The sequence below is a fragment of the Pantoea sp. SGAir0180 genome, assembly GCF_043546245.1.
Map to the genome: position 1 here is coordinate 1,436,235 of NZ_CP028071.1, position 23,622 is coordinate 1,459,856.

20 protein-coding genes are annotated in these 23,622 nt (G+C 52.6%); 7 read left to right on the top strand and 13 right to left on the bottom strand.

The window, feature by feature from the left end; translation table 11 throughout:
- Nucleotides 1–12: 12 nt before the first annotated feature.
- Nucleotides 13–543 carry a disulfide bond formation protein DsbB gene (gene dsbB, locus C1N58_RS06725; RefSeq protein ID WP_039343052.1) on the bottom strand — a complete coding sequence of 177 codons (531 nt, stop codon included), beginning with the start codon at nucleotides 541–543 and terminating at the stop codon, nucleotides 13–15.
- A 365-nt stretch (nucleotides 544–908) separates the two neighbouring features.
- Between dsbB and fadR the strand changes: the two genes are divergently transcribed.
- Complete coding sequence (gene fadR / locus C1N58_RS06730) at nucleotides 909–1,628, top strand: fatty acid metabolism transcriptional regulator FadR (RefSeq protein WP_033741897.1); 720 nt, start codon at nucleotides 909–911, stop codon at nucleotides 1,626–1,628.
- Between the two features lie 39 nt (nucleotides 1,629–1,667).
- Here fadR and C1N58_RS06735 read toward each other — a convergent pair whose 3' ends face one another.
- On the bottom strand, nucleotides 1,668–3,203 hold the full coding sequence (locus tag C1N58_RS06735) for a SpoVR family protein (protein WP_033741895.1): 1,536 nt from the start codon (nucleotides 3,201–3,203) through the stop codon (nucleotides 1,668–1,670).
- A gap of 502 nt (nucleotides 3,204–3,705) precedes the next feature.
- On the opposite strand from C1N58_RS06735, the gene C1N58_RS06740 reads away from it, so the two are divergent.
- Together C1N58_RS06740 and dadX are read left to right on the top strand one after the other, a co-directional pair.
- Nucleotides 3,706–5,007, top strand: a complete 1,302-nt coding sequence (locus C1N58_RS06740) for a D-amino acid dehydrogenase (protein ID WP_324030544.1) — start codon at nucleotides 3,706–3,708, stop codon at nucleotides 5,005–5,007.
- A 19-nt stretch (nucleotides 5,008–5,026) separates the two neighbouring features.
- Nucleotides 5,027–6,097, top strand: a complete 1,071-nt coding sequence (gene dadX, locus C1N58_RS06745) for a catabolic alanine racemase DadX (RefSeq protein ID WP_006119432.1) — start codon at nucleotides 5,027–5,029, stop codon at nucleotides 6,095–6,097.
- On the opposite strand, the gene C1N58_RS06750 is transcribed toward dadX, so the two are convergent.
- The 6 genes from C1N58_RS06750 to yeaG all read right to left on the bottom strand — a co-directional run bounded on the left by C1N58_RS06750 (nucleotide 6,090) and on the right by yeaG (nucleotide 14,840).
- Complete coding sequence (locus C1N58_RS06750) at nucleotides 6,090–7,283, bottom strand: multidrug effflux MFS transporter (RefSeq protein WP_394564722.1); 1,194 nt, start codon at nucleotides 7,281–7,283, stop codon at nucleotides 6,090–6,092. The genes dadX and C1N58_RS06750 overlap by 8 nt on opposite strands.
- Before the next feature lie 121 nt (nucleotides 7,284–7,404).
- Entirely contained in the window at nucleotides 7,405–8,871 is a 1,467-nt protein-coding gene (wbaP, locus tag C1N58_RS06755) for an undecaprenyl-phosphate galactose phosphotransferase WbaP (protein ID WP_033741889.1), read from the bottom strand.
- 379 nt (nucleotides 8,872–9,250) lie between these two features.
- On the bottom strand, nucleotides 9,251–9,484 hold the full coding sequence (locus C1N58_RS06760) for a DUF1480 family protein (protein WP_033741887.1): 234 nt from the start codon (nucleotides 9,482–9,484) through the stop codon (nucleotides 9,251–9,253).
- A gap of 77 nt (nucleotides 9,485–9,561) precedes the next feature.
- Nucleotides 9,562–11,289: a potassium/proton antiporter gene (locus tag C1N58_RS06765; RefSeq protein ID WP_033741886.1), complete on the bottom strand. Its 1,728-nt coding sequence runs from the start codon at nucleotides 11,287–11,289 to the stop codon at nucleotides 9,562–9,564.
- Nucleotides 11,290–11,537: 248 nt separating this feature from the next.
- The gene (locus C1N58_RS06770) at nucleotides 11,538–12,812 is read right to left on the bottom strand and encodes a YeaH/YhbH family protein (protein WP_006119424.1); all 1,275 of its coding nucleotides are present in this window, start codon (nucleotides 12,810–12,812) and stop codon (nucleotides 11,538–11,540) included.
- A gap of 93 nt (nucleotides 12,813–12,905) precedes the next feature.
- On the bottom strand, nucleotides 12,906–14,840 hold the full coding sequence (gene yeaG, locus C1N58_RS06775; RefSeq protein WP_006119423.1) for a protein kinase YeaG: 1,935 nt from the start codon (nucleotides 14,838–14,840) through the stop codon (nucleotides 12,906–12,908).
- A 422-nt stretch (nucleotides 14,841–15,262) separates the two neighbouring features.
- Here yeaG and C1N58_RS06780 point away from each other — a divergent pair, with 422 nt between their 5' ends.
- Together C1N58_RS06780 and C1N58_RS06785 are read left to right on the top strand one after the other, a co-directional pair.
- Nucleotides 15,263–16,012 (top strand): MipA/OmpV family protein, encoded by a 750-nt coding sequence (locus C1N58_RS06780; protein WP_006119421.1) that lies wholly within the window; start codon nucleotides 15,263–15,265, stop codon nucleotides 16,010–16,012.
- Nucleotides 16,013–16,085: 73 nt separating this feature from the next.
- Nucleotides 16,086–16,937: an aldo/keto reductase gene (locus C1N58_RS06785; protein WP_172912566.1), complete on the top strand. Its 852-nt coding sequence runs from the start codon at nucleotides 16,086–16,088 to the stop codon at nucleotides 16,935–16,937.
- A gap of 7 nt (nucleotides 16,938–16,944) precedes the next feature.
- Here C1N58_RS06785 and C1N58_RS06790 read toward each other — a convergent pair whose 3' ends face one another.
- Together C1N58_RS06790 and gapA are read right to left on the bottom strand one after the other, a co-directional pair.
- A complete protein-coding gene (locus C1N58_RS06790; protein WP_039343042.1) occupies nucleotides 16,945–17,820 on the bottom strand; it encodes a D-hexose-6-phosphate mutarotase in 876 nt (291 codons plus the stop codon).
- A gap of 72 nt (nucleotides 17,821–17,892) precedes the next feature.
- Complete coding sequence (gapA, locus tag C1N58_RS06795; protein ID WP_006119418.1) at nucleotides 17,893–18,891, bottom strand: glyceraldehyde-3-phosphate dehydrogenase; 999 nt, start codon at nucleotides 18,889–18,891, stop codon at nucleotides 17,893–17,895.
- 340 nt (nucleotides 18,892–19,231) lie between these two features.
- Between gapA and msrB the strand changes: the two genes are divergently transcribed.
- On the top strand, nucleotides 19,232–19,642 hold the full coding sequence (gene msrB / locus C1N58_RS06800; protein WP_006119417.1) for a peptide-methionine (R)-S-oxide reductase MsrB: 411 nt from the start codon (nucleotides 19,232–19,234) through the stop codon (nucleotides 19,640–19,642).
- 2 nt (nucleotides 19,643–19,644) lie between these two features.
- Nucleotides 19,645–19,926: a YeaC family protein gene (locus C1N58_RS06805; protein WP_006119416.1), complete on the top strand. Its 282-nt coding sequence runs from the start codon at nucleotides 19,645–19,647 to the stop codon at nucleotides 19,924–19,926.
- A gap of 84 nt (nucleotides 19,927–20,010) precedes the next feature.
- Here the strand turns inward: C1N58_RS06805 and pncA are convergent, their stop codons facing one another.
- The 3 genes from pncA to sppA form a co-directional block, all read right to left on the bottom strand.
- Nucleotides 20,011–20,619: a bifunctional nicotinamidase/pyrazinamidase gene (pncA, locus tag C1N58_RS06810; RefSeq protein WP_394564723.1), complete on the bottom strand. Its 609-nt coding sequence runs from the start codon at nucleotides 20,617–20,619 to the stop codon at nucleotides 20,011–20,013.
- 16 nt (nucleotides 20,620–20,635) lie between these two features.
- Nucleotides 20,636–21,649: an asparaginase gene (ansA, locus tag C1N58_RS06815; protein ID WP_033741878.1), complete on the bottom strand. Its 1,014-nt coding sequence runs from the start codon at nucleotides 21,647–21,649 to the stop codon at nucleotides 20,636–20,638.
- An 85-nt stretch (nucleotides 21,650–21,734) separates the two neighbouring features.
- Complete coding sequence (sppA, locus tag C1N58_RS06820; RefSeq protein ID WP_039343039.1) at nucleotides 21,735–23,600, bottom strand: signal peptide peptidase SppA; 1,866 nt, start codon at nucleotides 23,598–23,600, stop codon at nucleotides 21,735–21,737.
- Between the last annotated feature and the right edge of the window lie 22 nt (nucleotides 23,601–23,622).

Consider the following 23,622-nt stretch of genomic DNA (forward strand, 5'->3'; position numbering starts at 1 on the left):
CCTTTTAACGGATTAACGACCGAATAAGTCGCGGCGTTTAGGTTTAAACGGCTGAGCAAGCAATACCAGCACACCCACCAGCAGATAAGCCGCGAAGATGCCGATCATCCACTGTGGCATGGCGAGTGATAAGAAGCGCCAGGCCTGTTCCGAACAATCGCCGCTGGCGACAAATACCGATGGCAACCATTTATCCAGCGGCAACCAGGCGGGGAAGCGGGCGGCAAAGTCACAGGTTACAAAGGGATTCGGATGCAGCAGGATCATGGTGTGTTCGTAAGAAAGTCTCAGGCCTTCCCATGCGCTGTATATCCATAACACAATCGCCACCAGTCGAACCGGCGAACGTGGCATCAGGAAGCCAAGGATGCCTGCGCCCATCACGCCAAAAAGCGCGCAACGCACGTAAATACACATGACGCAGGGTTTATAGCCCAGACCATGCTGAAACCATAATGCTGTCAGTTCCAACGCCAGAGCGGAAAGGGCCAATAATAACCAGGCACCGCGACCCCGCGAACATTGGTTTAAATATCGCAACATAGTGCATTCCCCGTAAACGTTAATGCCCCGCAGTGTAAACCAAAAGACGCGGCGCGCCATCCTGTGGTAAGAAAAAATCGTGTGCAAACCTAACCTGGCCCTGATCCAGATTAATTCTTTGTTTGTTTGCGAATGCGGCTGACACCTTCTGCCTCATTCGGCGGATTATTCATCAACGCGCTGCTGCCCGAGGCGGTTTTCAGGGCGTAACCTAAGGCATCCTCGCACGTATGGCGCAGCACGGTAATCTGTCTTATTTTTGTGCTGAACCGCATTTTTAATCGTTGACAAGGCTATATCCGCTATAGGCGCTCTGGTATGATGAGTGCCCATTACGATCCAGAAAGCAATGAGAACACACAGTTATGGTTATTAAGGCGCAGAGTCCAGCCGGATTTGCTGAAGAGTATATTATTGAAAGCATCTGGAACAGCCGTTTTCCACCCGGATCGATCCTTCCTGCCGAACGTGAGCTTTCTGAACTGATTGGCGTAACGCGTACAACGTTACGTGAAGTGTTACAACGCCTGGCGCGAGACGGCTGGTTAACCATTCAGCATGGCAAGCCCACGCGCGTTAACGATTTCTGGGAAACGTCGGGTCTGAACATTCTGGAAACCCTGGCGCGTCTGGACCACGATAGTGTACCGGCTTTGATCGATAACCTGTTGTCGGTGCGCACCAATATTTCTTCTATTTTTATCAGCCGCGCGCTGCGCCACTATCCTGAGAAGGCGCGTGAGGTGCTGCAGGCCGTCGCGCAAACCGACGATCAGGTGGACAGTTACACGGAACTCGATTATCGGGTGTTTCGCGGCCTGGCGTTCGCCTCGGGCAATCCGATTTATGGCCTGATCCTGAATGGGTTGAAAGGACTGTATACGCGCGTTGGGCGGCACTATTTCTCCAATCCGGAAGCCCGTAAAGTCGCCCGCGAGTTTTATCTGACACTGCTCGACCTGTGTGACAAACAGCCCACTCAGGATGAAATCGTGGAGTGTGTCCGGCATTACGGACGCCAGAGTGGAGATATCTGGCATTCGATGCAAAAGAGTATGCCGAACGACTTAGGCGCTAAGCGCTAAAAAAAACCGGACTGCGCGTCCAGTTTTTTTATGCCTGTTTTAGAGGGGAACATTGCGCGGCGGATTGCGATCCAGCAGTTCGACGCTGCCATCTTCATTCTGCTGTTCCAGAATCACATCAAAGCCCCACAGGCGGTGCACGTGCTTAAGCACCTCCCGACGGCTCTTATCGAGTGGTGCGCGGCTTTGTGGCACGTAGCGCAGCGTCAGGGAACGATCACCCCGTAAGTCCACATTGTAGACCTGAATATTGGGCTCCAGATTACTCAGGTTGTACTGTGCCGAAAGCTGCTGCCGAATGGCCCGATAGCCGGACTCGTCGTGGATCGCGGCGATTTCCAGATAATTGTTGCGGTCGTCGTCCAGCACAGTGAACAGCCGGAAGTCACGCATGACCTTAGGCGACAGGAACTGACTGATAAAGCTTTCATCTTTAAATTCACGCATCGCGAAATGCAGGGTTTTCAGCCAGTCAGAACCGGCAATATCCGGGAACCAGTAGCGATCCTCTTCCGTCGGCGACTGACAAATACGTTTAATATCCTGGAACATGGCAAAGCCCAGTGCATACGGATTGATACCGCTGTACCACTGGCTGTTGTAGGGCGGTTGATAGATTACGTTGGTATGGCTGTGCAGGAACTCCATCATAAAGCGTTCTGACACTTTGCCTTCATCATAGAGGTGATTCAGGATGGTGTAATGCCAGAAGGTCGCCCAGCCTTCATTCATCACCTGAGTTTGTTTCTGCGGATAAAAATACTGGCTCACCTTACGCACAATGCGCAGAATTTCACGCTGCCACGGCTCCAGCAGCGGCGCGTTCTTTTCCATAAAGTAGAGCAGGTTTTCCTGTGGTTCAGAAGGGTAGCGCGCCGCTTCAAAATGCGCGGCTTCTTTTTCACGCCGCGGTAAGGTGCGCCATAAGGTATTGACCTGGCTTTGCAGATACTCTTCGCGGCTTTTTTGCCTGGCCTTCTCTTCCTGCAGGGAAATTTTTTGCGGGCGCTTATAGCGGTCCACACCGTAATTCATCAGGGCGTGACATGAATCGAGCAGGCGCTCCACTTCTTCAACGCCATAGCGCTCTTCGCAGTCAGCAATGTAATTTCTGGCAAATAACAGGTAATCCACAATCGAACTGGCATCGGTCCAGCTGCGGAAGAGGTAGTTATTTTTGAAAAAGGAATTATGCCCATAGCAGGCGTGCGCCATAACCAGCGCCTGCATGGTCATGGTGTTCTCCTCCATCAGATAGGCGATGCAGGGATTAGAGTTAATCACGATCTCATAAGCCAGGCCCTGCTGCCCATGCTTGTAACGTTGCTCAGTCTCAATAAATTTTTTGCCAAAAGACCAGTGCGAATAGTTGATGGGCATACCGACGCTGGAGTAGGCGTCCATCATCTGCTCGGAGGTAATCACTTCAATTTGGTGCGGGTAGGTATCCAGACCGTAGTGTTTCGCTACGCGGTCGATTTCAGCGAGATAGACATCCAGTAACTCGAATGTCCAGTCGGGCCCGTCGCTGAGTCGTTTGCTGTCCATGATGGAATCGTCAAAGATTGTTGTCATAGCGCACCTCTGTTTTGGCGAACGGACTCACCCTGACGCGTTGCCCGTTACGATTTATTTAAGGCTCTTCCTGAGAAAGGAACCCAAAAAAACTGAGTGAACAGATCAATGATAGTTCACTGTCGCTTATCCGATCCGGGAACTCAAACGAATTCTTTGGCAGAAAAATCATTTCAGGTTTACCGCGCTGGGATTAAATAGCTCTACACACTGAATAGCTGTTACTTTTCAGCATTAAATGCTGGCTTTTTGCAGGGAGGGGGATTATGAAGGATTCTCCTGTGAAAGGCATAATTAACCAGAACTGGTGTCATTTATGCCTGATTTTTTAATAAAGGACGCATAATTCTCTGAATTTGAGGGCGTGAAATGATTTTAGTTACCTGTAGGCGCAAAAAGAGGTGAAATGGATGGATTGTGTAAAGGATGTTTCCACTTTGTGATCACTCTGAATGTTAACCGGTGAATAGTGGATTATGCTTTTTATTTTCGCGGGGGACTTATGCACGTAGTTATTCTTGGTAGTGGGGTTGTGGGCGTAACCAGCGCGTGGTATCTGGCGCGCGCCGGCCATCAGGTCACCGTGATCGATCGTCAGCCTCAACCCGCCATGGAAACCAGCGCGGCAAATGCCGGGCAGATCTCGCCAGGCTATGCGGCGCCCTGGGCTGCACCCGGTGTGCCGCTTAAGGCGATGAAATGGATGTTTCAGCGTCATGCGCCTCTGGCCATCCGGCTGGATGGCAGCCGCTTTCAGCTTGAGTGGATGTGGCATATGCTGCGTAACTGTGACATACAGCACTACCAGCAGAATAAAAGTCGCATGGTCCGGCTTGCTGAATACAGCCGCGATTGCCTGAAGGCCCTCCGCGCCGAAACGGGCATTGCCTATGAAGGCCGACAGGGCGGCACGCTCCAGTTATTCCGTACGCAACAGCAATTCGAGAGCGCAAGCAAAGACATTGCCGTTCTGCGCGAGGCCGGCGTGCCCTATGAATTACTGGAGTCGCATCAGCTGGCCAGCGTTGAGCCTGCCCTTGCGGCGACGCAGCATAAACTTACCGGCGGTCTGCGGTTACCAAATGATGAAACCGGCGACTGCCAGCTTTTTACCCAGCGTCTGGCCAAAATGGCCGAGGAAGCCGGTGTGGTCTTCCGCTTCAATACACCCATCGATCAGCTGCTGCGCGACGGTAACCGGATTTACGGTGTGAAGTGCGGCGATGAGGTGATTAAAGCCGACAGCTACGTCGTTGCGCTGGGCTCCTGGTCCACCGCGTTGATGAAAAATATTGTGGATATCCCGGTCTACCCTCTGAAAGGCTATTCCTTAACGATTCCGGTGACGAATGCCGATGCGGCACCCGTCTCCACCATCCTGGACGAAACCTACAAAGTGGCCGTCACACGTTTTGATAACCGTATTCGAGTCGGCGGTATGGCAGAAATTGTGGGTTTTAACACCAAACTGCCTGAAGCGCGTCGCGAAACGCTGGAGATGGTGGTTACAGATCTTTATCCTGAAGGGGGTGATGTCAGCCAGGCCAGTTTCTGGACAGGCCTGCGTCCTATGACGCCAGACGGTACGCCGGTTGTCGGGGCGACGCCGCTGTCCAATCTTTATCTGAATACCGGACACGGCACACTGGGCTGGACAATGGCCTGTGGCTCCGGTCAGTTACTGGCTGACGTCATTTCCGGCACGTCGCCAGCGATTGCATCGGACGATCTCACGGTCTTCCGTTATTTGCCTGGTTTTGCGGCCAGCCGATCACCGCTTCGTAACGTTAACGCTACACGTTAAGCCTTCAGGGAGAGGAAGTATGTCACGTCCAATTGTCGCAACCATCAATCAACAGGCGTTGCGACATAACCTGGCCATTGTGCGTCGTGCGGCCCCCGCATCACGTGTCTGGTCTGTGGTGAAAGCCAATGCCTACGGCCATGGCATTGCCCGCGTGTGGGAAAGTCTGTCCAGCACCGATGGCTTCGCGTTACTGAATATGGAAGAAGCCATTCTGCTGCGGGAGCAGGGGTGGAAGAAACCCATCCTGCTGCTTGAAGGCTTTTTTCACCCTGACGATCTGACCTTAATCGATCGTTACCGTCTGACGACCAGCGTGCACAGCAACTGGCAGATTCATGCCCTGGCCAATGCGACGCTCTCGGCGCCTGTCGATATTTACCTGAAGATAAACAGCGGTATGAACCGACTGGGCTTTCGCCCTGAACAGGTAAATGGCATCTGGCATAAACTGCGTGCGCTGGAAAACGTCGGGGATATTACGTTGATGGCGCATTTCGCTGATGCCGAGAATCCCGACGGCATTGTGGCGCCGCTACAGCGAATCGCCGACGCCACCGAAGGGCTGGACAGCCCGGTCTCGCTGTCCAATTCGGCCTGTACGTTGTGGCATCCTGAGGCGCACCGGGACTGGGTGCGACCGGGGATCATTTTGTATGGTGCGTCACCCAGCGGTGACTGGCAGGACGTGGCCAGCAGTGGACTTCAACCGGTGATGACCCTGTCCAGTGAAATCATTGGTGTGCAGCAGCTTCAGGCCGGAGATGGCGTGGGTTATGGCTATCGCTACCGGGCATCCCAGCCGCAGCGAATAGGTGTTGTCGCCTGTGGCTATGCCGATGGTTATCCTCGCCATGCGCCCAACGGGACGCCGGTTTTTGTTGATGGCGTGCTGACGCAGGTCGTGGGTGCGGTGTCGATGGATATGATTACCGTTGATTTAACACCCTGCCCACAGGCGGGCATTGGTTCACCTGTCGAGCTGTGGGGAAACAATGTCAAAATCGATCAGGTAGCAAAAGCGGCCGGAACGGTAGGTTATGAGCTGATGTGTGCCCTGGCCCCACGCGTTCCGGTGAACGTTATTTAATCGCTGTAATCCGGCTGTGCATGTTTTTACTGCAGCGCCAGGCGAGGAACGCCAGCGCTGCACCCAGCAGCATCATCAACGCCAGCGACATTTTCTCTGCCAGTGGCAGGGCGACAATAAGCAAACTCCCCGCTGCACCGCCTGCCATCTGAATAAAACCCTGTAACGCCGAGGCGACACCAGCCTGCTGTTGGTAAGGTTCCAGCGCATAGCTGGTGGCCGGGCCAACGGTGAAGGCCAGTCCGGCCACGGCTACGGCGACCGGGAACATATACAGCGCCCAGTGTGACTGCAGGCTGTCAGGCAGCAGTGTCATACCGGCCAGCAGCAGGCCAGCACCCAGTAGCATGGTCAGGCAACCCATCGCCAGGCAAAATGGCCTGCCCGCCTTACGAATCGTCTTGTTTACCACCACGCTCACCAGCATGATCCAAAAGCCATTCGCGCCAAAGGCAAAAGAGAATGCCAGAGGCGACAGGCCGCCCTCGGTCATCAGAATGTGGGGTGCCAGCGAAACATACGTCAGCACCATGCCCAGTGCGCCCGCATTCGCGAAGGCAAAGGCCAGAAAGCGCGGCTGACGTAAAATGGCGGCATACTGATTAACGGGAAGCCCTTTTACACGCAGTGTATCGGCCGGACGGGTTTCCGGCAGCCAGATAATGACCATCAGCATCACGACGGCGGCATAAGTACACAGGAACCAGAAGGGCGCGCGCCAGTCAAAGGCGCTGGCCAGCAGTCCACCCAGCAACGGTGCCAGTGCGGGCACGATATTCAGTGCGCCATTCAGAAAGCCATAAGCCCGGGCGGCGGCATCACCACTTAACCGGTCGCGTACGCCGCTGAACGCAACGACGGCACTACAACATACCGCACAGCCCTGTACGACGCGGGCCAGCAGGAACAGCGGGAAGGAGCTGGCGGTGGCCGCAATGGCGCTGCCCGCTATGTAGAGCGTCAGGCCCAGCAGCGCAATAGGTTTACGCCCATAGTTATCGACCAGCGGGCCGCTCACCAGCTGACCCAGTCCCATTATCAGCAGGAAAAGGGGGATCGTTGTTTGTATCAGCGTCACCGGTGTTGACAGACCGTCTGCGATCTGCGGCAGCGTGGGTAAATAGAGATCGATGCCTAAAGGCGCCAGGAGCACCAGGCTTAACAGCAACAGGGTATATTTTTGCATAGCAACCAGAGGGTAAACGTACGATAAAGCGAGGGAAGAGGGTAATGATTAATAAAGCAAAAGGAAAGCGAATTACCAGCGAAATGGCGATGCCTGTCTGAAACAGGCATCGCAGGCTAAATCAGTACGCGCCGTCGCGGCGTAATACCACACCGGCTGTTTTAAACAGGATGGCAATATCCGTCCACAGCGCCCAGTTTTTGACATACCAGGAATCAAAGTAGACACGGGTATCGTAGTCAATGTCGTTACGTCCGCTCACCTGCCACAGGCCGGTCATCCCGGGCTTCGCCATCAGATAGTAATCCACGTCGCCGGCATAACGTTCCAGTTCCGCTTCGATAACCGGACGTGGGCCGACCAGGCTCATTTCACCCCGAATCACGTTCCAGAGCTGAGGTAACTCATCCAGGCTGGTTTTGCGCAGGAAGCCCCCGATGCGGGTAATGCGCGGATCATTTTTCAGCTTGAAGTCTTTGTCCCATTCGCGACGCGCTTCTTCGCTGGTCGCCAGCAGGTTTTCCAGCACCTCTTTGGAATTGGTGACCATCGAACGGAACTTCAGACATTTAAATTTCTTGCCATCCTGACCCACGCGCTCGTGACCATAAATGGCATTACCGCCATCACGCTTCACCATATAGCAAAGTAAGGCAAAAACCGGTGCCAGGAAGAGCAGCAGCAGCGAAGCTACCACAATATCAAATCCCCGTTTCAGGAAGCGTGACGAATGCTTCGCCAGGTTATTGCTGACGCGCAGAATCATCACTTCATGGCTGAAGATAAAGGACATGTCTGTGCCGTAAAGCGGTACACCGCGTAATGTTGGGATAACCGACACGGAACGGCAGTTCATTTTAGACAAGAATTTCAGCCAGCGGTCGCGCTCAGGCTGCTGTTCGTATTCCATTGCCACAATGAACTGCACATTGTCACGGTCGATGGTCTGCCAGTTAATATCGTTGGCGGAGATAACAGGCACACCATTAACGCTCTGCTGCAGCGGTGCGTCTTCAACGGAAATAAACGCCTGAACGTTATACCCGAGAATCTCCTCGCTTTGTAATGCGGCGTAAGCTTCGGTAGCGTTACGGCCCGAGCCAATGATGATGGTTTCTTTTTGCCATTGTCCGGCCCGGTTAATCGCGCTTTTCACGCCTGCACGCATTAACGGCAGCAACAGCAGGGCATAGCTCCAGCTGAACACCCAGACCATGCGGGAGAAGTCCCATTTGGAGAAGGCGATTAACGCCAGATCCAGCAGAGAGAACACGACGAGGGTTTTAACAATCTCTTTCAGTTCAAACCAAAAAGGTTTGCGGTAGGTATAGTGACGCAGGCGCATCCAGAACCAACCGGTGCAAAGCACCGACATAATAAACTGCGCAATAAAACGGTTCTCAATTTGATGGGGTGGAATAAAGGCATCAAGGTCGCCCCAAATTCCCTGCACGGTCGCGGCAGAGAGAAACAGCGCTAAATTCAGCGCAATGAGATCTGAAAAACTTAACGCAAGCTTTACAAGAATATTTTTACGAAGACCGCTCCACGAGCGAGTCGCATTGTTCATTACAATTGTACTTGCCATAAAACCTGCTCTCTTTAATGAAGTAAAAGATGGCCTGACCAGAATCAAGTACGCGTTCAGGGGTTAACGACTGAAAACCCGAAACCGGGACGTTTTCAGTTTGTTACAGTCATTAGAGCCATTAACGCTGCAAAAAACAGATTCTCTAAACGTGAGACAAGTCACGTAAAAATGCAGCACTGGAGAAGAGTATGCAGGAGATGTTTGACAGAGTTAATACGGAATAATTCTTAAAAAGTCAGGGGATAATCGCGCGGGTTTTGTTTAAGTTATTGATATGCAGAATATTGTATCAGAGATAAGCGTGATGCACGGAGATATTCAGGTCCATTTTTAGGAATTACCGCCAAACGGGCTGACTGGCGGTAATCCTCCGGGCTTACGCAGGTTTTTTTAATACCCAGCGGTCTTGTTGTTTATCGTAATGACCGATCGCTAATATCACTTCTTTACCGTCGATCCAGGCCGGTACGCTGGTTTCCTGATCCCAGCCGTCAAGCTGATAACTCAGGCCGGGATTGGTGTGGCAGGGAATACTCACCGTCACCGGGTCTTCGCTGCTGAATTCCGCATCAACAATTTCATAGCGACCAATTTTAACCACGTGACTCATGGATAACTCCCGTTTTAACTGAATGTTATAAAAGCGTAGTGCAATTCAGCTAATTAAACCGCGCTATTTAAATAAGATTATTCTTTGTCTTCATTGGGGCGCACGCCAATTTTAACAATATGATTATCTTCTTTCTCCGCTACCGTCCATGTCAGTTGATTCCATTCTATCTGGTCACCGACCACAGGTGCCCCGCCTAACATACTCATCATCAACTGACCCAGCGACTGTTGCGCGTTCGTATCTTCGTCGAGTTCAAGGCCATAAATCTGCGCGACATCATGAAGTCGCGCGTCGGCATCCAGAATAAAGTCGCCGAAGAAACGTTGATCCAGCGAGACAGGCGGCGACTGACTGAACATTTTGCCCAGCGCAGGCAGATCGCGCTCACGGCCAATCACACAAATCACGTCATTCTCTTTTAAACGCGTTGCGCCGTTGGGGTGCATTAACACGTTATCCCGAAACAGTGCGGCGATACGGGTTTCGCGTGGCATCTGTAAATCCCGCAGCGCCGCGCCCACGCACCATTTGTCGGCGCTGAGCTGGTAGACGAACTGCTCCCACGGATTCTCCGGATGAATATCCAGCCCGATACGGCTAATCGGAGAGGCGGTAGGCGGAACCACCACTTTGGCTTTCTTCGCCGCAAAGCCCAGCGAGGTGCCCTGTAGCATCAGGGACACCAGCACCACGAAAAACGCAATATTAAAATAGAGCGAGGCATTCTCCAGACCGGCCATCATCGGGAAGACGGCCAGGATAATCGGCACTGCTCCGCGCAGACCGACCCAGCTGATAAAGATACGCTCCCGCGCCGTGAAGCCACGGAACGGTAACAGGCCGATAAACACCGACAGCGGACGTGCCACCAGAATTAACCACAGGGACAGAATCATCGCCGGAACAGCGATATGCCAGAGGTCGGAGGGCGTGACTAACAATCCCAGTACGATAAACATGCCGATCTGGCTGAGCCAGGCCATACCGTCAAAGGTCTGCAAAATGCCGAAACGGTTGCGGATAGGGCTGTTACCCAGTAAGAAGCCGCACAGATAGACGGCGAGGATGCCGCTGCCTTCCAGCACGGTGGTCAGCGCAAAGACCAGAATGCCGCCGCTCAGTGCCAGTAAGGGATACAGGCCGGGAGCCAGATTCATGCGGTTAATCAGTTGCTGCAGGGCCCAGCCACCGCCCAGACCGAGGACAATCCCCAGACCGAACTGCTGAATCAGATGCACCACGAACATCCAGTCCAGACCGGTTCGTCCCTGCTCAATCATTTCGATCAGCGTAATGGTCAGAAAAACCGCCATCGGGTCGTTGCTGCCGGACTCAATTTCCAGCGTGGCACTGACACGTTCATTCAGACCTTTGTCACCGAGCAGGGAAAATACCGCTGCCGCGTCGGTGGAGCCGATAATCGCACCAATCAGGAAGCCCTGCATCATATCGAGCCTGAACAGCCAGGCCGCGACCATGCCAGTCAGGCCTGCCGTAATGATCACGCCTACGGTTGCCAGTGATAAGGCCGGTCCGAGCGCCACCTTAAAGGAGCTGGCTTTGGTGCGCATGCCGCCGTCCAGCAGGATGATTGCCAGGGCAAGGTTAGAGATCAGGTAGGCCGCCGGATAGTTATCAAATGCGATGCCGCCAATACCGTCAATGCCGGCCAGCATGCCCAGCGCCAGAAAAATCACCAGGATAGGAATGCCCAATCGGGACGAAAAGGAACTGAGCAAGATACTCGACGCAACCAGCACGGATCCAATAATGAAAAGACTATAAACAATAGTGTGGTTCAAACGCGGTCTCCTGAGATACGGCAGACAATGTTAACTAAGGTGTAGAAACATCCATGCTATGTCTGCAAGATAATGTTTTATCAATGAGTTGTCATTGTCATTTTGCAATTTATCTTAATTGCTAATGCACTGGATAATCCCAGTTAACAAGGCTAATAGGGGAGTTAGATAGCTTGCAGCAGGCAAGACCGCATTTTAAGAGGTTATAAATACAATAAAAAAAGCCGACTGGGCGTCGGCTTAGTGTCTCAGGCTTCCATTGCCTGTTTGTGAAACAGCTCACGAAACACAGGATAAATATCTTCGGGCTCCCGGATGTGCTGGATCGCAAAGTTGTCGAACATTGACTGCAGATGTTCGTATTCGCGCCATAAGGTCTGATGCGCGCGACGTGTTATCTCGATGTAGGTGTAGTAACGCACCACCGGCAACAGGTTTTTTGCCAGAATCTCGTGGCAGAGCGGTGAATCATCTGCCCAGTTGTCGCCATCCGACGCCTGCGCGGCGTAGATATTCCATTGCGCCGGATCGTAGCGCTCCTTCACAACCTCATCCATCAGTTTCAGTGCGCTGGAGACGATGGTGCCGCCGGTTTCCTGCGAATAGAAGAACTCCTGCTCATCAACCTCTTTGGCCTGAGTATGATGGCGGATGTAGACCACCTCGACGTTTTTATAAGTCCGGCTGAGGAACAGATAGAGCAAAATATAAAAGCGTTTTGCCATATCTTTCGTCGCCTGATCCATTGAGCCGGAGACATCCATCAGGCAAAACATGACCGCCTGGCTGGAAGGCTCGGGCCGCTTCTCGAAGTTTTTATAGCGCAGGTCAAAGGTGTCAATAAAGGGCACTCTGTCAATGCGCGCGCGCAGTTCGGCAATCTCCTTGCGCAGGCGTTCCTCTTCGAGTAACTGAGCGGGCTCTGACTTTTCTACTTCGCTGAGGGCATCCTCAAGCTCATGGAGCTGGCGGCGCTTACCTGCCGTCATCGCAGTACGTCGGGCCAGGGAATTTTGTAAAGAACGGACCACGCTGATGTTGGCGGGAACGCCATTCGAGGTAAATCCGGCACGGTGCGTTTTGTACTCATTCAACTGGCGGTGCTGATTTTTCCGCAGATTGGGCAGCGCCAGATCCTCAAACAGCAGATCCAGATATTCATCTTTGGAAATTTGAAAAACAAATTCATCCTCACCTTCACCATCCTGACTGGCATTTCCCTGACCTGAACCGCTACCGCCCCCGCCTTGTGGGCGTTCAACACGGTCATTTTGCACGAAGTGATCATTGCCTGGATGAACGCGATGGCGTTGTCCACCCCGCCCCTGATGAAAAATGGGTTCATTGATATCATCTACGGGAATAGAGACGGATTCGCCACTGCTGACGTCGGTTACCGAGCGTTTGTTAATGGCCTCGGAAATCGACTGCTTAATCTGCGACTTGTAACGACGTAAGAAGCGCTGGCGATTAACCGCACTCTTGTTTTTACCGTTCAGTCGGCGATCGATAAAATAGGCCATGATGTTCCCCCAAACTACATTGCAAGCAGGCCGGGCTGACCCGACCTTAATATGACCGGTGCTGTCCCGCACCGGTTTGCTTACAGACTTTGATCAGGACGATTTACGCACGCGCAGATACCATTCACACAGCAGGCGAACCTGTTTGCGGGTATAGCCTTTTTCCATCATGCGATCGACAAAATCGTCGTGTTTCTTCTGCTCATCCGTAGAGGTTTTGGTGTTGAACGAGATAACCGGCAACAGCTCTTCGGTATTGGAGAACATCTTTTTCTCAATGACCGTACGGAGTTTTTCATAGCTGGTCCAGTTGGGATTTCTGCCATTATTATGCGCTCTTGCACGCAGCACAAAATTGACAATTTCATTACGGAAATCTTTAGGGTTACTAATCCCGGCAGGCTTCTCAATTTTCTCCAGCTCGGCATTCAGCGATTCACGGTCAAATAATTGTCCGGTATCCGGATCGCGATACTCCTGATCCTGAATCCAGAAATCCGCATAGGTTACATAACGGTCGAAAATATTCTGACCATATTCGGAATAGGATTCCAGATAAGCCGTTTGAATCTCTTTGCCAATGAACTCCGCATATTTAGGAATTAAATAGCCTTTGAGATGCTCAAGGTATTTTTCCGCCTGATCCTGTGGGAATTGCTCACGTTCAATCTGCTGTTCCAGCACATAGAACAGGTGCACCGGGTTGGCGGCAACTTCAGCATGGTCAAAGTTAAATACGCGTGACAGGATTTTAAAGGCGAAACGCGTTGACAGGCCATTCATGCCTTCGTCCACGCCCGCATAATCGTGGTACTCCTGCCAGGATTTCGCTTTCGGGTCGGTATCCTTCAGGCTTTCACCATCGTACACGCGCATTTTCGAGTAGATGCTCGAGTTATCGGGATCTTTCAGACGCGACAGAATAGAGAAGCGCGCCAGCGTCTCAAGCGTGCCAGGTGCACATGGCGCAGTGGACAGCTCACTGTGATTCAGCAGCTTTTCATAAATCTTAATTTCCTCTGACACGCGCAGGCAGTAAGGCACTTTAACGATGTAAACACGGTCGAGGAAAGCCTCGTTGTTTTTATTGTTGCGGAAGGTCACCCATTCGGATTCGTTTGAGTGCGCCAGGATGATGCCGTTAAACGGCAGGGCTGAAATCCCTTCCGTACCGTTGTAGTTTCCTTCCTGCGTGGCGGTGAGGAGGGGATGCAGAACCTTAATCGGCGCTTTAAACATCTCAACGAATTCCATGATGCCCTGGTTGGCCCGGCACAGTGCGCCAGAGTAACCGTAGGCATCAGGATCGTTTTGCGCGTGGTTTTCAAGTTTGCGAATGTCGACCTTACCGACCAACGCAGAGATATCCTGGTTGTTCTCATCGCCCGGCTCTGTCTTGGCGATGGCTAACTGCTCAAGAATCGATGGCCAGACTTTAACGACTTTAAAGCGTGTAATATCCCCGCCAAAGTCATGCAGACGTTTGGCGGCCCAGGGCGACATAATGGTGCCAAGGTAGCGACGCGGTACGCCGTACTCTTTTTCCAGAATGTTAGCGTCTTCCTGCGGGTTGAACAGGCACAGCGGATGATCGTTGACCGGACTGCGCTCGCCGTCGGCGCTGAGCACGTAGATAGGGACGCGTTGCATCAGGGATTTCAGGCGCTCAGCCAGGGAGGACTTACCGCCACCCACCGGACCCAGTAAATAGAGAATCTGCTTCTTCTCTTCAAGGCCTTGCGCTGCGTGTTTCAAATAGGAAACGATCTGCTCAATCGCTTCCTCCATACCGTAAAACTCTTCGAACGCTGGGTAACGTCCCATAACCCGGTTAGAAAAGATTCTGGAAAGGCGTGGCTCCTGGGCAGTGTCGACCATTACTGGCTCACCAATAGCCATTAAGAGTCGCTCTGCTGCGTTGGCGTATGCACTGCGATCCTGTTTACAGATAGTCAGAAATTCCTGCAGTGTGAACTCTTCGTCCTTGGCAGCTTCATAACGCTGACGATAGTGATCGAATATATTCATAGCGATGCCCGTCCTTTCGTTTTTAGCACAGGTAAAGGAGCAATAATCAGTGCTCGTACAGCTCCCGGAAGATATTAATCTGTTTACTACAGCAACCCTTATGCCAACCTGATCGTTCTTATCGGGATGCACAACTTTTATGGTTACTTTGTAAGTACAAAAACTCGGGTATTAAGTTTAACTGTAGAAGGCATTCAGGAAATTTCATCATAGATTTTTGATTAGTGAGCCACATATCAATAACAAAATCATTTTGTTGCGAAACGTTTTTCCTCAGTTAACCCCCGTTCTGTGATGCCTTCAACCCGGTTATGCCACATTCTGCGGCAAACGCGGTAGATGATTTTGATATAAGGTTAATTCAGTCTGTAAAAAGCGTTAGACTCTATGTGTGATTGTTATATTTATGGAATGAATAAATTGTGAACCAATTCAAACTTAACGTGCTTATTGCACTTATCCCTTGTTATTTTCTGGGCCAGTCAGTACAAGCCGCACCCTTATCGCTCGGTGCATCAGTGATTTATGCGCAGTCACCTTATCGTGGTGGACAGGACCGCTATTTGCCTGTTCCCATCATCAATTACGAAGGGGAAAAATTCTGGTTTAACACCCTGCAGGGTGGCTATTACGTGTGGAAAGACCCACAGGATCAGCTCTCTCTGTCGCTGTTGGGTTCGCCGCAGCAATACGACCCGGATGACAATGATCTGGGGGATATGAAGGGGCTGGATAAGCGCCGAATGACGTTGATGGGCGGGGTGACTTACCGGCACACGGATGACTGGGGCATCATACGGACCTCATTGTTAGGCGATGTGCTTAACAACAGCAACGGTATCGTCTGGGATTTGACCTATCTTTACCGTTTCAGCTTTGGCGACTTTACCTTTACGCCGGGAATTGGTGCATTGTGGAACAGCGCGAATCAAAACCGCTACTACTATGGCGTATCGGGTAACGAAAGCGATCGGACCGGAATTCGTCGTTATCATCCGGATGACAGCTGGTCGCCTTATGTGGAAATGAACGCCAGCTACAGCATTACCCCGCAGTGGAATGCCAGTCTTTCAGGGCGTTACACCCGCTTTGCCAGCGAAATCAAAGACAGTCCGATGGTTGATAAAAGCGGACAGTTTACGGTCTGGACAGGCGTCAGCTATACCTTCTGATGCGGCGCACCCCGCGAGTGCAGGCTGTGCGCTCTAAGGGTGCATATGCCCCCATTTAGTGCAGGAGAACCCGATGACAAAATATATCGATATTGCAGGTCAGCGTCAGATTCCGGCAATCGGTCTTGGCACCTGGTATATGGGGGAAGATCCCGCCAGCCGGCAACAGGAAATCAGTGCGCTTCAGGCAGGGCTGGATGCCGGTTTGCGGCTGGTGGATACCGCTGAAATGTATGCAGAGGGTGGCGCCGAAGAAGTGGTAGGCGATGCCCTGAAGGGACGGCGCGATGAGGCCCTGCTGGTATCGAAAGTTTATCCATGGAATGCCGGAAAACAGGATGCCATCGCCGCCTGCGAGGCCAGCCTGCGTCGTCTGCAAACGGATCGAATTGATTTGTATCTTTTGCACTGGCGCGGCAGTGTGCCACTCGACGAAACCATCAGCGCGATGCAGACCTTGCAGCAGCAGGGCAAAATTCGTGCGTGGGGTGTTTCAAACTTCGACAGCGAGGACATGGACGCCCTGTGGGCCGAAACGGGTGGCGAAAATTGTGCCACCAATCAGGTGCTTTATCATCTGGGTTCCCGCGGTATTGAATACGATTTGCTACCGCTCTGTCGCCAGCGCGCGATGCCCGTCATGGCGTATTGTCCCCTGGCACAGGCCGGTCGGTTACGCAGTCAGCTGTTTACCGACCCCGCTCTGAACGCAATTGCCCGCCAAAAAGGCATCACCGTGGCACAGCTTCTGCTGGCCTGGGCGATTCGGGATGGCGATGTCCTTGCCATCCCTAAAGCCAGTTCACTGGTACATGTTCGTGAAAATGCGGCTGCGCTGGACATTACCCTGAGCGAGGAGGACTGTCTCAGACTCGACAGGGCTTTTCCGCCGCCACAACACAAACTGCCGCTGGATGTGGTCTGAACGCGCCTCAGGCCTTATTTTTCAAACGTATTGTCGTCGCCAGTCGGGCAGGCTTGTCGCCTGCACTGCGCAACGGTTTGCTGATGCGCGCGGTTTCAACACACACCATCGTTTTATAACCCTCATTTGGCATGTCCGCCATGCTACACGACAGCGCCACACCGGGATTCCACGTGACAACGTCACTATGGTGATGGTGGTACACTTCAATTTGCCGTTTTCCAGCCAGATCGTTGATAACTGAACAGTCTTTTGGCGCAGTGAAGATACGATCCACGCGCTCGGTAAAGCGCTGTTTACCCTCGCTCTGACCCGGCTGGTTATCTTTGACCTTGTCGATGTAATGTTCACCCAGTCCGGTGACCTCAACGCTCGCACTGTCCGCCACGTTAAAATAGCTGTGTAGGGCGGCTGTCGATTCATAATCACCGTAGGCTTCCAGCTCAATTTCGCAATGCTGGCCCAGACGGAAGCGGGCGATAAGGGTAAAGTCATGCGGCCACAGCTTCAGCGTTTGTGGGGTACTTTCCAGCACAAATGTCAGCAGCACGCCGTCTTCGTTTTCATCATGCGCAGAGAGCGTCCATGACTGATTTCGGGCAAAGCCATGGGCAGGCTCTCCTGCCGGTCCAAACCAGGGCCAGCAAATCGGTACACCGCCGCGAATCGCCTTACCAGGCAGGAAAGGGCTCTTGTCGCTCAGCCAGATGACGGGCTTCTCACCGCTCGGTTGCCAGGCAATCAGATGCGCGCCCTGTAAGGTCACGGCCGCCCGTACACGCGGATGGCTGACAATGATAACCGGGAGTTCACCCACCTGACGTTGCGACAGATAAGGCGTGATTTGTTTAACCACGGGAAGGGAAAAGAGTTTGTCTTGCATGCCTGACTCCATAGTGAAGGGATCAAAAAAAGGGTGACCGAAGTCACCCTTATTGTCTCGTGTCTGGCTGCCTTATTTAGCAGCAACCAGCGCAATCAGGTCGAGAACTTTGTTTGAATAACCGGTTTCGTTATCGTACCAGGAAACCAGTTTAACAAAGTTGTCATTCAGCGCGATACCGGCTTTGGCATCGAATACTGAGGTCAGGACTTCGCCGTTGAAGTCGGTAGAAACAACGTCATCTTCAACGTAGCCCAGCACGTCTTTCATCTCGCCTTCAGCCGCGGCTTTGATAGCGGCACAAATTTCTTTGTAAGACGCAGCTTTTTCCAGACGAACGGTCAGGTCAACAACAGAAACGTTAGGCGTAGGTACGCGGAATGCCATACCGGTCAGTTTGCCGTTCAGTTCTGGCAGCACTTTACCTACCGCTTTAGCGGCGCCGGTAGAAGACGGGATGATGTTCTGTGATGCACCACGACCACCGCGCCAGTCTTTGTGAGACGGGCCATCAACGGTTTTCTGCGTTGCGGTAGTGGCGTGTACGGTGGTCATCAGGCCTTCAACGATACCAAATTTATCGTTGATGACTTTTGCCAGCGGGGCCAGGCAGTTAGTGGTACAAGAGGCGTTAGAAACGATGTCCTGGCCCTGGTATTTGTCGAAGTTAGCACCACGAACAAACATTGGGGTGTCATCTTTAGATGGACCGGTCAGAACCACTTTTTTCGCGCCAGCAGTGATGTGCTTACGTGCGGTTTCGTCGGTCAGGAAGATACCGGTTGCTTCAGCAACGACGTCAACGCCCACTTCGCCCCACTTCAGGTTAGCCGGATCTTTCTCAGCGGTAACACGGATTTTCTTACCGTTAACAACCAGAGCGCCGTCCTGTACTTCAACGGTGCCGTCAAAACGGCCGTGAGTAGAGTCGTACTTCAGCATGTACGCCATGTAGTCAGCGTCCAGCAGGTCGTTGATAGCAACGATTTCGATGTCAGAGCGCTGTTGAGCAGCACGGAAAACGATGCGACCGATACGGCCAAAACCGTTGATACCTACTTTGATAGTCATATATTCCACCAGCTAGTTGTTAGTGAATAAAAGGTTGGCTGTAAAATTACAAAAACCTTACCAGGCGTCAAGCGGAATCGTGTCAATTGTTGCGACAGGTCAATCCACCGAACAGGAATTATTTGACGCGCAACCGCTTGCGCGCTTCCGCGAACATCGTGCTCTGTTGAAACCTTCGCCGAATATATAGGGATATGCCAGAGAAAAGGTGATCAAAATCACAAATCCACCTTGTAAGATACGGACCGAAGGGCAGAGCACAAAAAAAGACCCGACTAATGTTGATCATTTGTTAGAATACTAGTCGATTTTTTCAGAATGACATCCCGGAATTGCTCAAATGCCTAAAGAAACCGCACCCGACGCAAAAATCGCCCAGTTAACTGAGATGCAGCGCTATGTCACGCAACAGCGTGGCACGGAGCCGCCGTACAGCGGTGCGCTGCTGCATAACAAGCAGGAAGGGATTTATCACTGCCTGGTGTGCAATGCGCCCCTGTTTCTTTCAGAGACGAAATACGATTCAGGCTGTGGCTGGCCGAGTTTTTATGAGCCCGTCAGCGATGAGGCTATTCGTTATCTGGAAGATAACTCGCACGGTATGCAGCGTATTGAAATCCGTTGCGGCAACTGTGATTCTCATCTCGGCCATGTTTTCCCTGATGGGCCGCAGCCGACCGGTGAGCGTTACTGTGTGAACTCAGCCTCGCTGAACTTCACCAGTCCACAAGGCGACGAGATTAAGGGCTAACAATGAAACAGCAACTTGAAGCCATGCTTGATGCTATGACACCCGAAATTTATGAACGCCTGATGACGGCCGTTGAAACCGGAAAATGGCCGGATGGAGTGGCGCTGACGCAGCAACAGCGTGATAACAGCCTGCAGTTGGTTATGATGTGGCAGGCGCGCAATAATGATGCGCCACAGCATATGACCATCGGCAAAAATGGCGAAATGGTGACCAAATCGAAAAAGCAGTTAAAAGAAGAGTTTGGTATCGAACCGGACGTCACGCGCATTCATCTGCATTAATGGCGCGGTAAGTCGCCAGTCAGCCACGCGCAGGCGGGCATGGTATGGAAGAGCAAAAAGGGCTGGCGTATAGCCAGCCCTTTTTCAGATAATGACGGCGCCCTGAGCCGCCATCTGTGCCAGCGCGATGTCGCTGTCTTCTGGGTTGAGATTAACGCCACGGCAGCCTGCCGCCACGACCTCGACCTGATAACCCAGTTCAAGTGCATCCAGCACGCTGTACTTCACGCAGTAATCCGTCGCCAGGCCCAGCATGACCAGATGCGTGATATCGCGTGCGCGTAACCAACTGTCCAGTTCTGTCTTGCGTCGGTGTCCGTTGTCAAAAAAGGCGCTGTAGCTGTCTACGTCCTGATCTTGCCCTTTATGGAAAACCGCGTCGAACAGGCTGCGATCAAGTCCAGGATGAAAATCAGCCCCCGCAGAATGCTGCACGCCATGATTCGGCCACCAGATCTGTGGCAGGCCGTTGAGTTCACCGAGGGTATAGACAGGTTCGCCGGATACGGAAGCAAAACTACCGTGATCGGCTGGATGCCAGTCCTGCAGGGCTACGACGCACTCACCATTCTCATGAAAAGCACGGGCGTAGCGGTTAGCAACCTCGACCGTATGATCGCCTTCTTTGACGGCCATTGGGCCGCCGGGGCAGAAGTCGTTCTGGATGTCGATAATGATTAATGCCCGTTTCATTGCCGTTGACTCCATCTTAGTCGTCTGTCAGTTCGCCACGCAGGTTCTGCTGCATTTTGGCGCGGATCTGATCGCTGGACAGATCCTGGCTCAACAGATAGTGAAGTTTCGTCAGCGCCGCTTCAACCGTCAGATCAAAGCCGCTGATGACGCCAGCGTGCTCCAGAGCATTCCCGGTGGCATAGCCACCCATATTGACCTTGCCAGAAATACACTGTGTCAGGTTGACGACCACAATGCCGCGTTCGCTGGCCTGCTGAAGTTCAGACAGAAACTCGGCGTTTTGCGGCGCATTACCGACACCGTACGAGCGTAAAATCAGCGCCTTAACCGGCTGACGTAAAAAGTTACGCACGACATCTGCAGAGATGCCCGGATAAATTGTCACCACGCCAATAGGTTGCGGGGTAATGGTATGAACAATCAGCTCGCCTTTGCCCTGAGGTGCAGGCGGCGTATTAAGACGACGGATATGAATCCCGGCTTCCAGCAAGGCTGACAGGTTGGGGGACGCAAAGGCGTTGAAACCGTCCGCGTGCGCTTTAGTGGTACGGTTACCGCGATAGAGTGTGTTGTTGAAAAACAGCGTCACCTCGTTGATGGGATAATTCGCAGCGACGTAAAGGGAATTAAGCAGGTTTTGTTGGCCATCGGAACGCAGTTCGGCTAACGGAATCTGTGAGCCCGTAACGATGACCGGCTTAGCCAGATTTTCGAGCATAAACGACAGGGCAGAGGCGGTAAATGCCATGGTATCCGTGCCATGCAGAATGACAAAACCATCATAGCGATCATAGTTCAGCCGGATATCTTCGGCGATCGACTGCCAGTCCTGCGGGGTCATGTCAGAAGAGTCAATCAGAGGCTGATACTCATGAATCGTGAAGTCAGGCATTTCCGGGCGATGGAACTCAGGCATCTTCGCCAGTTCCTGCTGCAGATGACCAGAAACCGGAATATAACCTTGAGCAGAACGTTGCATACCGATGGTACCGCCCGTGTAGGCAACGTAAATATTTTTCTTTTGCATAGGTAAACTCAGACTTGCCGTAAAACGGGCAGTATAAGGGGAACAGCAGGGAAAAGCAGCCCGACAAGCAGTCGGGCTGAGAGGTTTATCGCACTTCGCCGCAGTTCAGGCAGAAGGCATAGCGGTTTTGCGGATCGTTCAGATGGTCAAACAGGCCGGGCTGATTCTTCATCGCGCTCATCACATCGTACATGGGCGCAGGCAGCCAGGCTTTCATCGTGTCAGGCAGCACGGCCTGAACAGACGCGTTCATCTGATTCAGCATCACGTCAAGGAAGCCGGGATCTTCCTGATACCAGTCAAGCTCTGGCTGGGAAACCTTCGCCAGCTCAGCCGCTTTTTTCACCGCATCGTCAAAATCGCCCAGCGCATCGACCAGACCATTGGCTTTGGCATCGCTGCCCGTCCAGACGTGCCCTTGCGCGATGGCATCGATCTGTTCCGGTGTTTTATGGCGCGATGTCGCCACCAGTCCCACGAAGTTGTGGTAGCCGTTTTCAATGGTCAACTGCATCAGTTGCTGCACTTCCTCAGGCAGTGCTTTAGTGCTTGCGACGTCTGCCAGGGGTGAGGTCGCGACGCCATCGGTATGCACACCAATCGAGGCCAGGCTGTTCTCCAGCGTGTTAATCACGCCAAAGATGCCGATAGAGCCGGTCAGCGTGCTGGGGCTGGCAATAATGTAGCTGGCTGGCGTCGAGATCCAGTAGCCGCCCGAGGCTGCCATACCGCCCATGGAGACCACAATCGGTTTGCCTGCCGCTTTCGCTGCGGCCAGTTCCGAACGAATCGCTTCGGACGCCGTAACGCTGCCGCCCGGGCTGTTCACCCGCAAAATAATGGCCTTGATTTTGGGATCCAGTCGGGCATCGCGAATCTGCGCCGCTGTCGTATCGCCGCCCACATTACCCGGCGTTTCATCACCATCAATAATGGCACCGCTGGCAAGAATCACGGCAATGTTGCCTTTTTGCTGGCTGGCATCCTGTTTAACGTTGTAATCATAAATGCTGACGTTACGGTAATCGTTGTTTTGCTTATCGAAGCCAAATGCCTGGATAAGCGCCTGGTCCGCGTCAGCGCGTGAGCCCAGCACATCGACCAGTTTGTTATCCAGTGCATATTTTCCGGTATCGCCCTTAACGGCCTGCAGACCTGCGATAATAGCGGCAGCGCCAGGGAACAACTGCTCAGGCGTAATCTGGCGGTTAGCAGACACGGTATTCAGGTAATTTTGCCAGAGCTGGCCAATCCAGCGGCTATCTGCGTCACGCGCCGCTGGCGACATATCGTCACGCAGGAAGGGCTCAACGGCTGATTTATAGGTGCCCACGCGGAAAACGTGTGAATTGACTTTCAGCTTGTCGAGTAACGTTTTGTAGTAGAGACCGTTGGTGGCAAAGCCGTGCAAATCAACGGTGCCCTGTGGCGACAGATAGATTTTCGTCGCATAGCTGGCAAGGTAGTACTGCGCCTGGCTATAGCTGTCGCCTAAGGCGTAAACAGGCTTACCGCTGTCGCGGAACTCGCGTAACGCTTTACCTACATATTGCAGAGAAGGCTGATCGCCCCCAGCAAAATCACGCAGGTCTAAAACCAGACCTTTAATATTGCTGTCACCTTTGGCCTGACGAATAGCATCCACTACATCAAACAGGGAATTTTCCTGCAGACGATCGCTACTGGTGCCTAATAACTGACGACCAATTTTGCTCAGACGGTTGCTGACGGAGGGTTTGTCGACCAGCACACCGGTCAAATCCACTTTTAGCGCACCTTGCTGTACCGGGGCGGAGGAACGGCTGCCTGAGCCGCTGATCTGAAGCCAGATCCCCACACAGACAATAATTAAGAAAACCAGAAACAGGTTGAGAATACATTCCCTGATAAAATTCAACACTCGCCAGGTCCAGCGGAACAGACCCGCAATTATTCGCCACAGTGTGCGCATCACATTCTCCATTTTGATATAG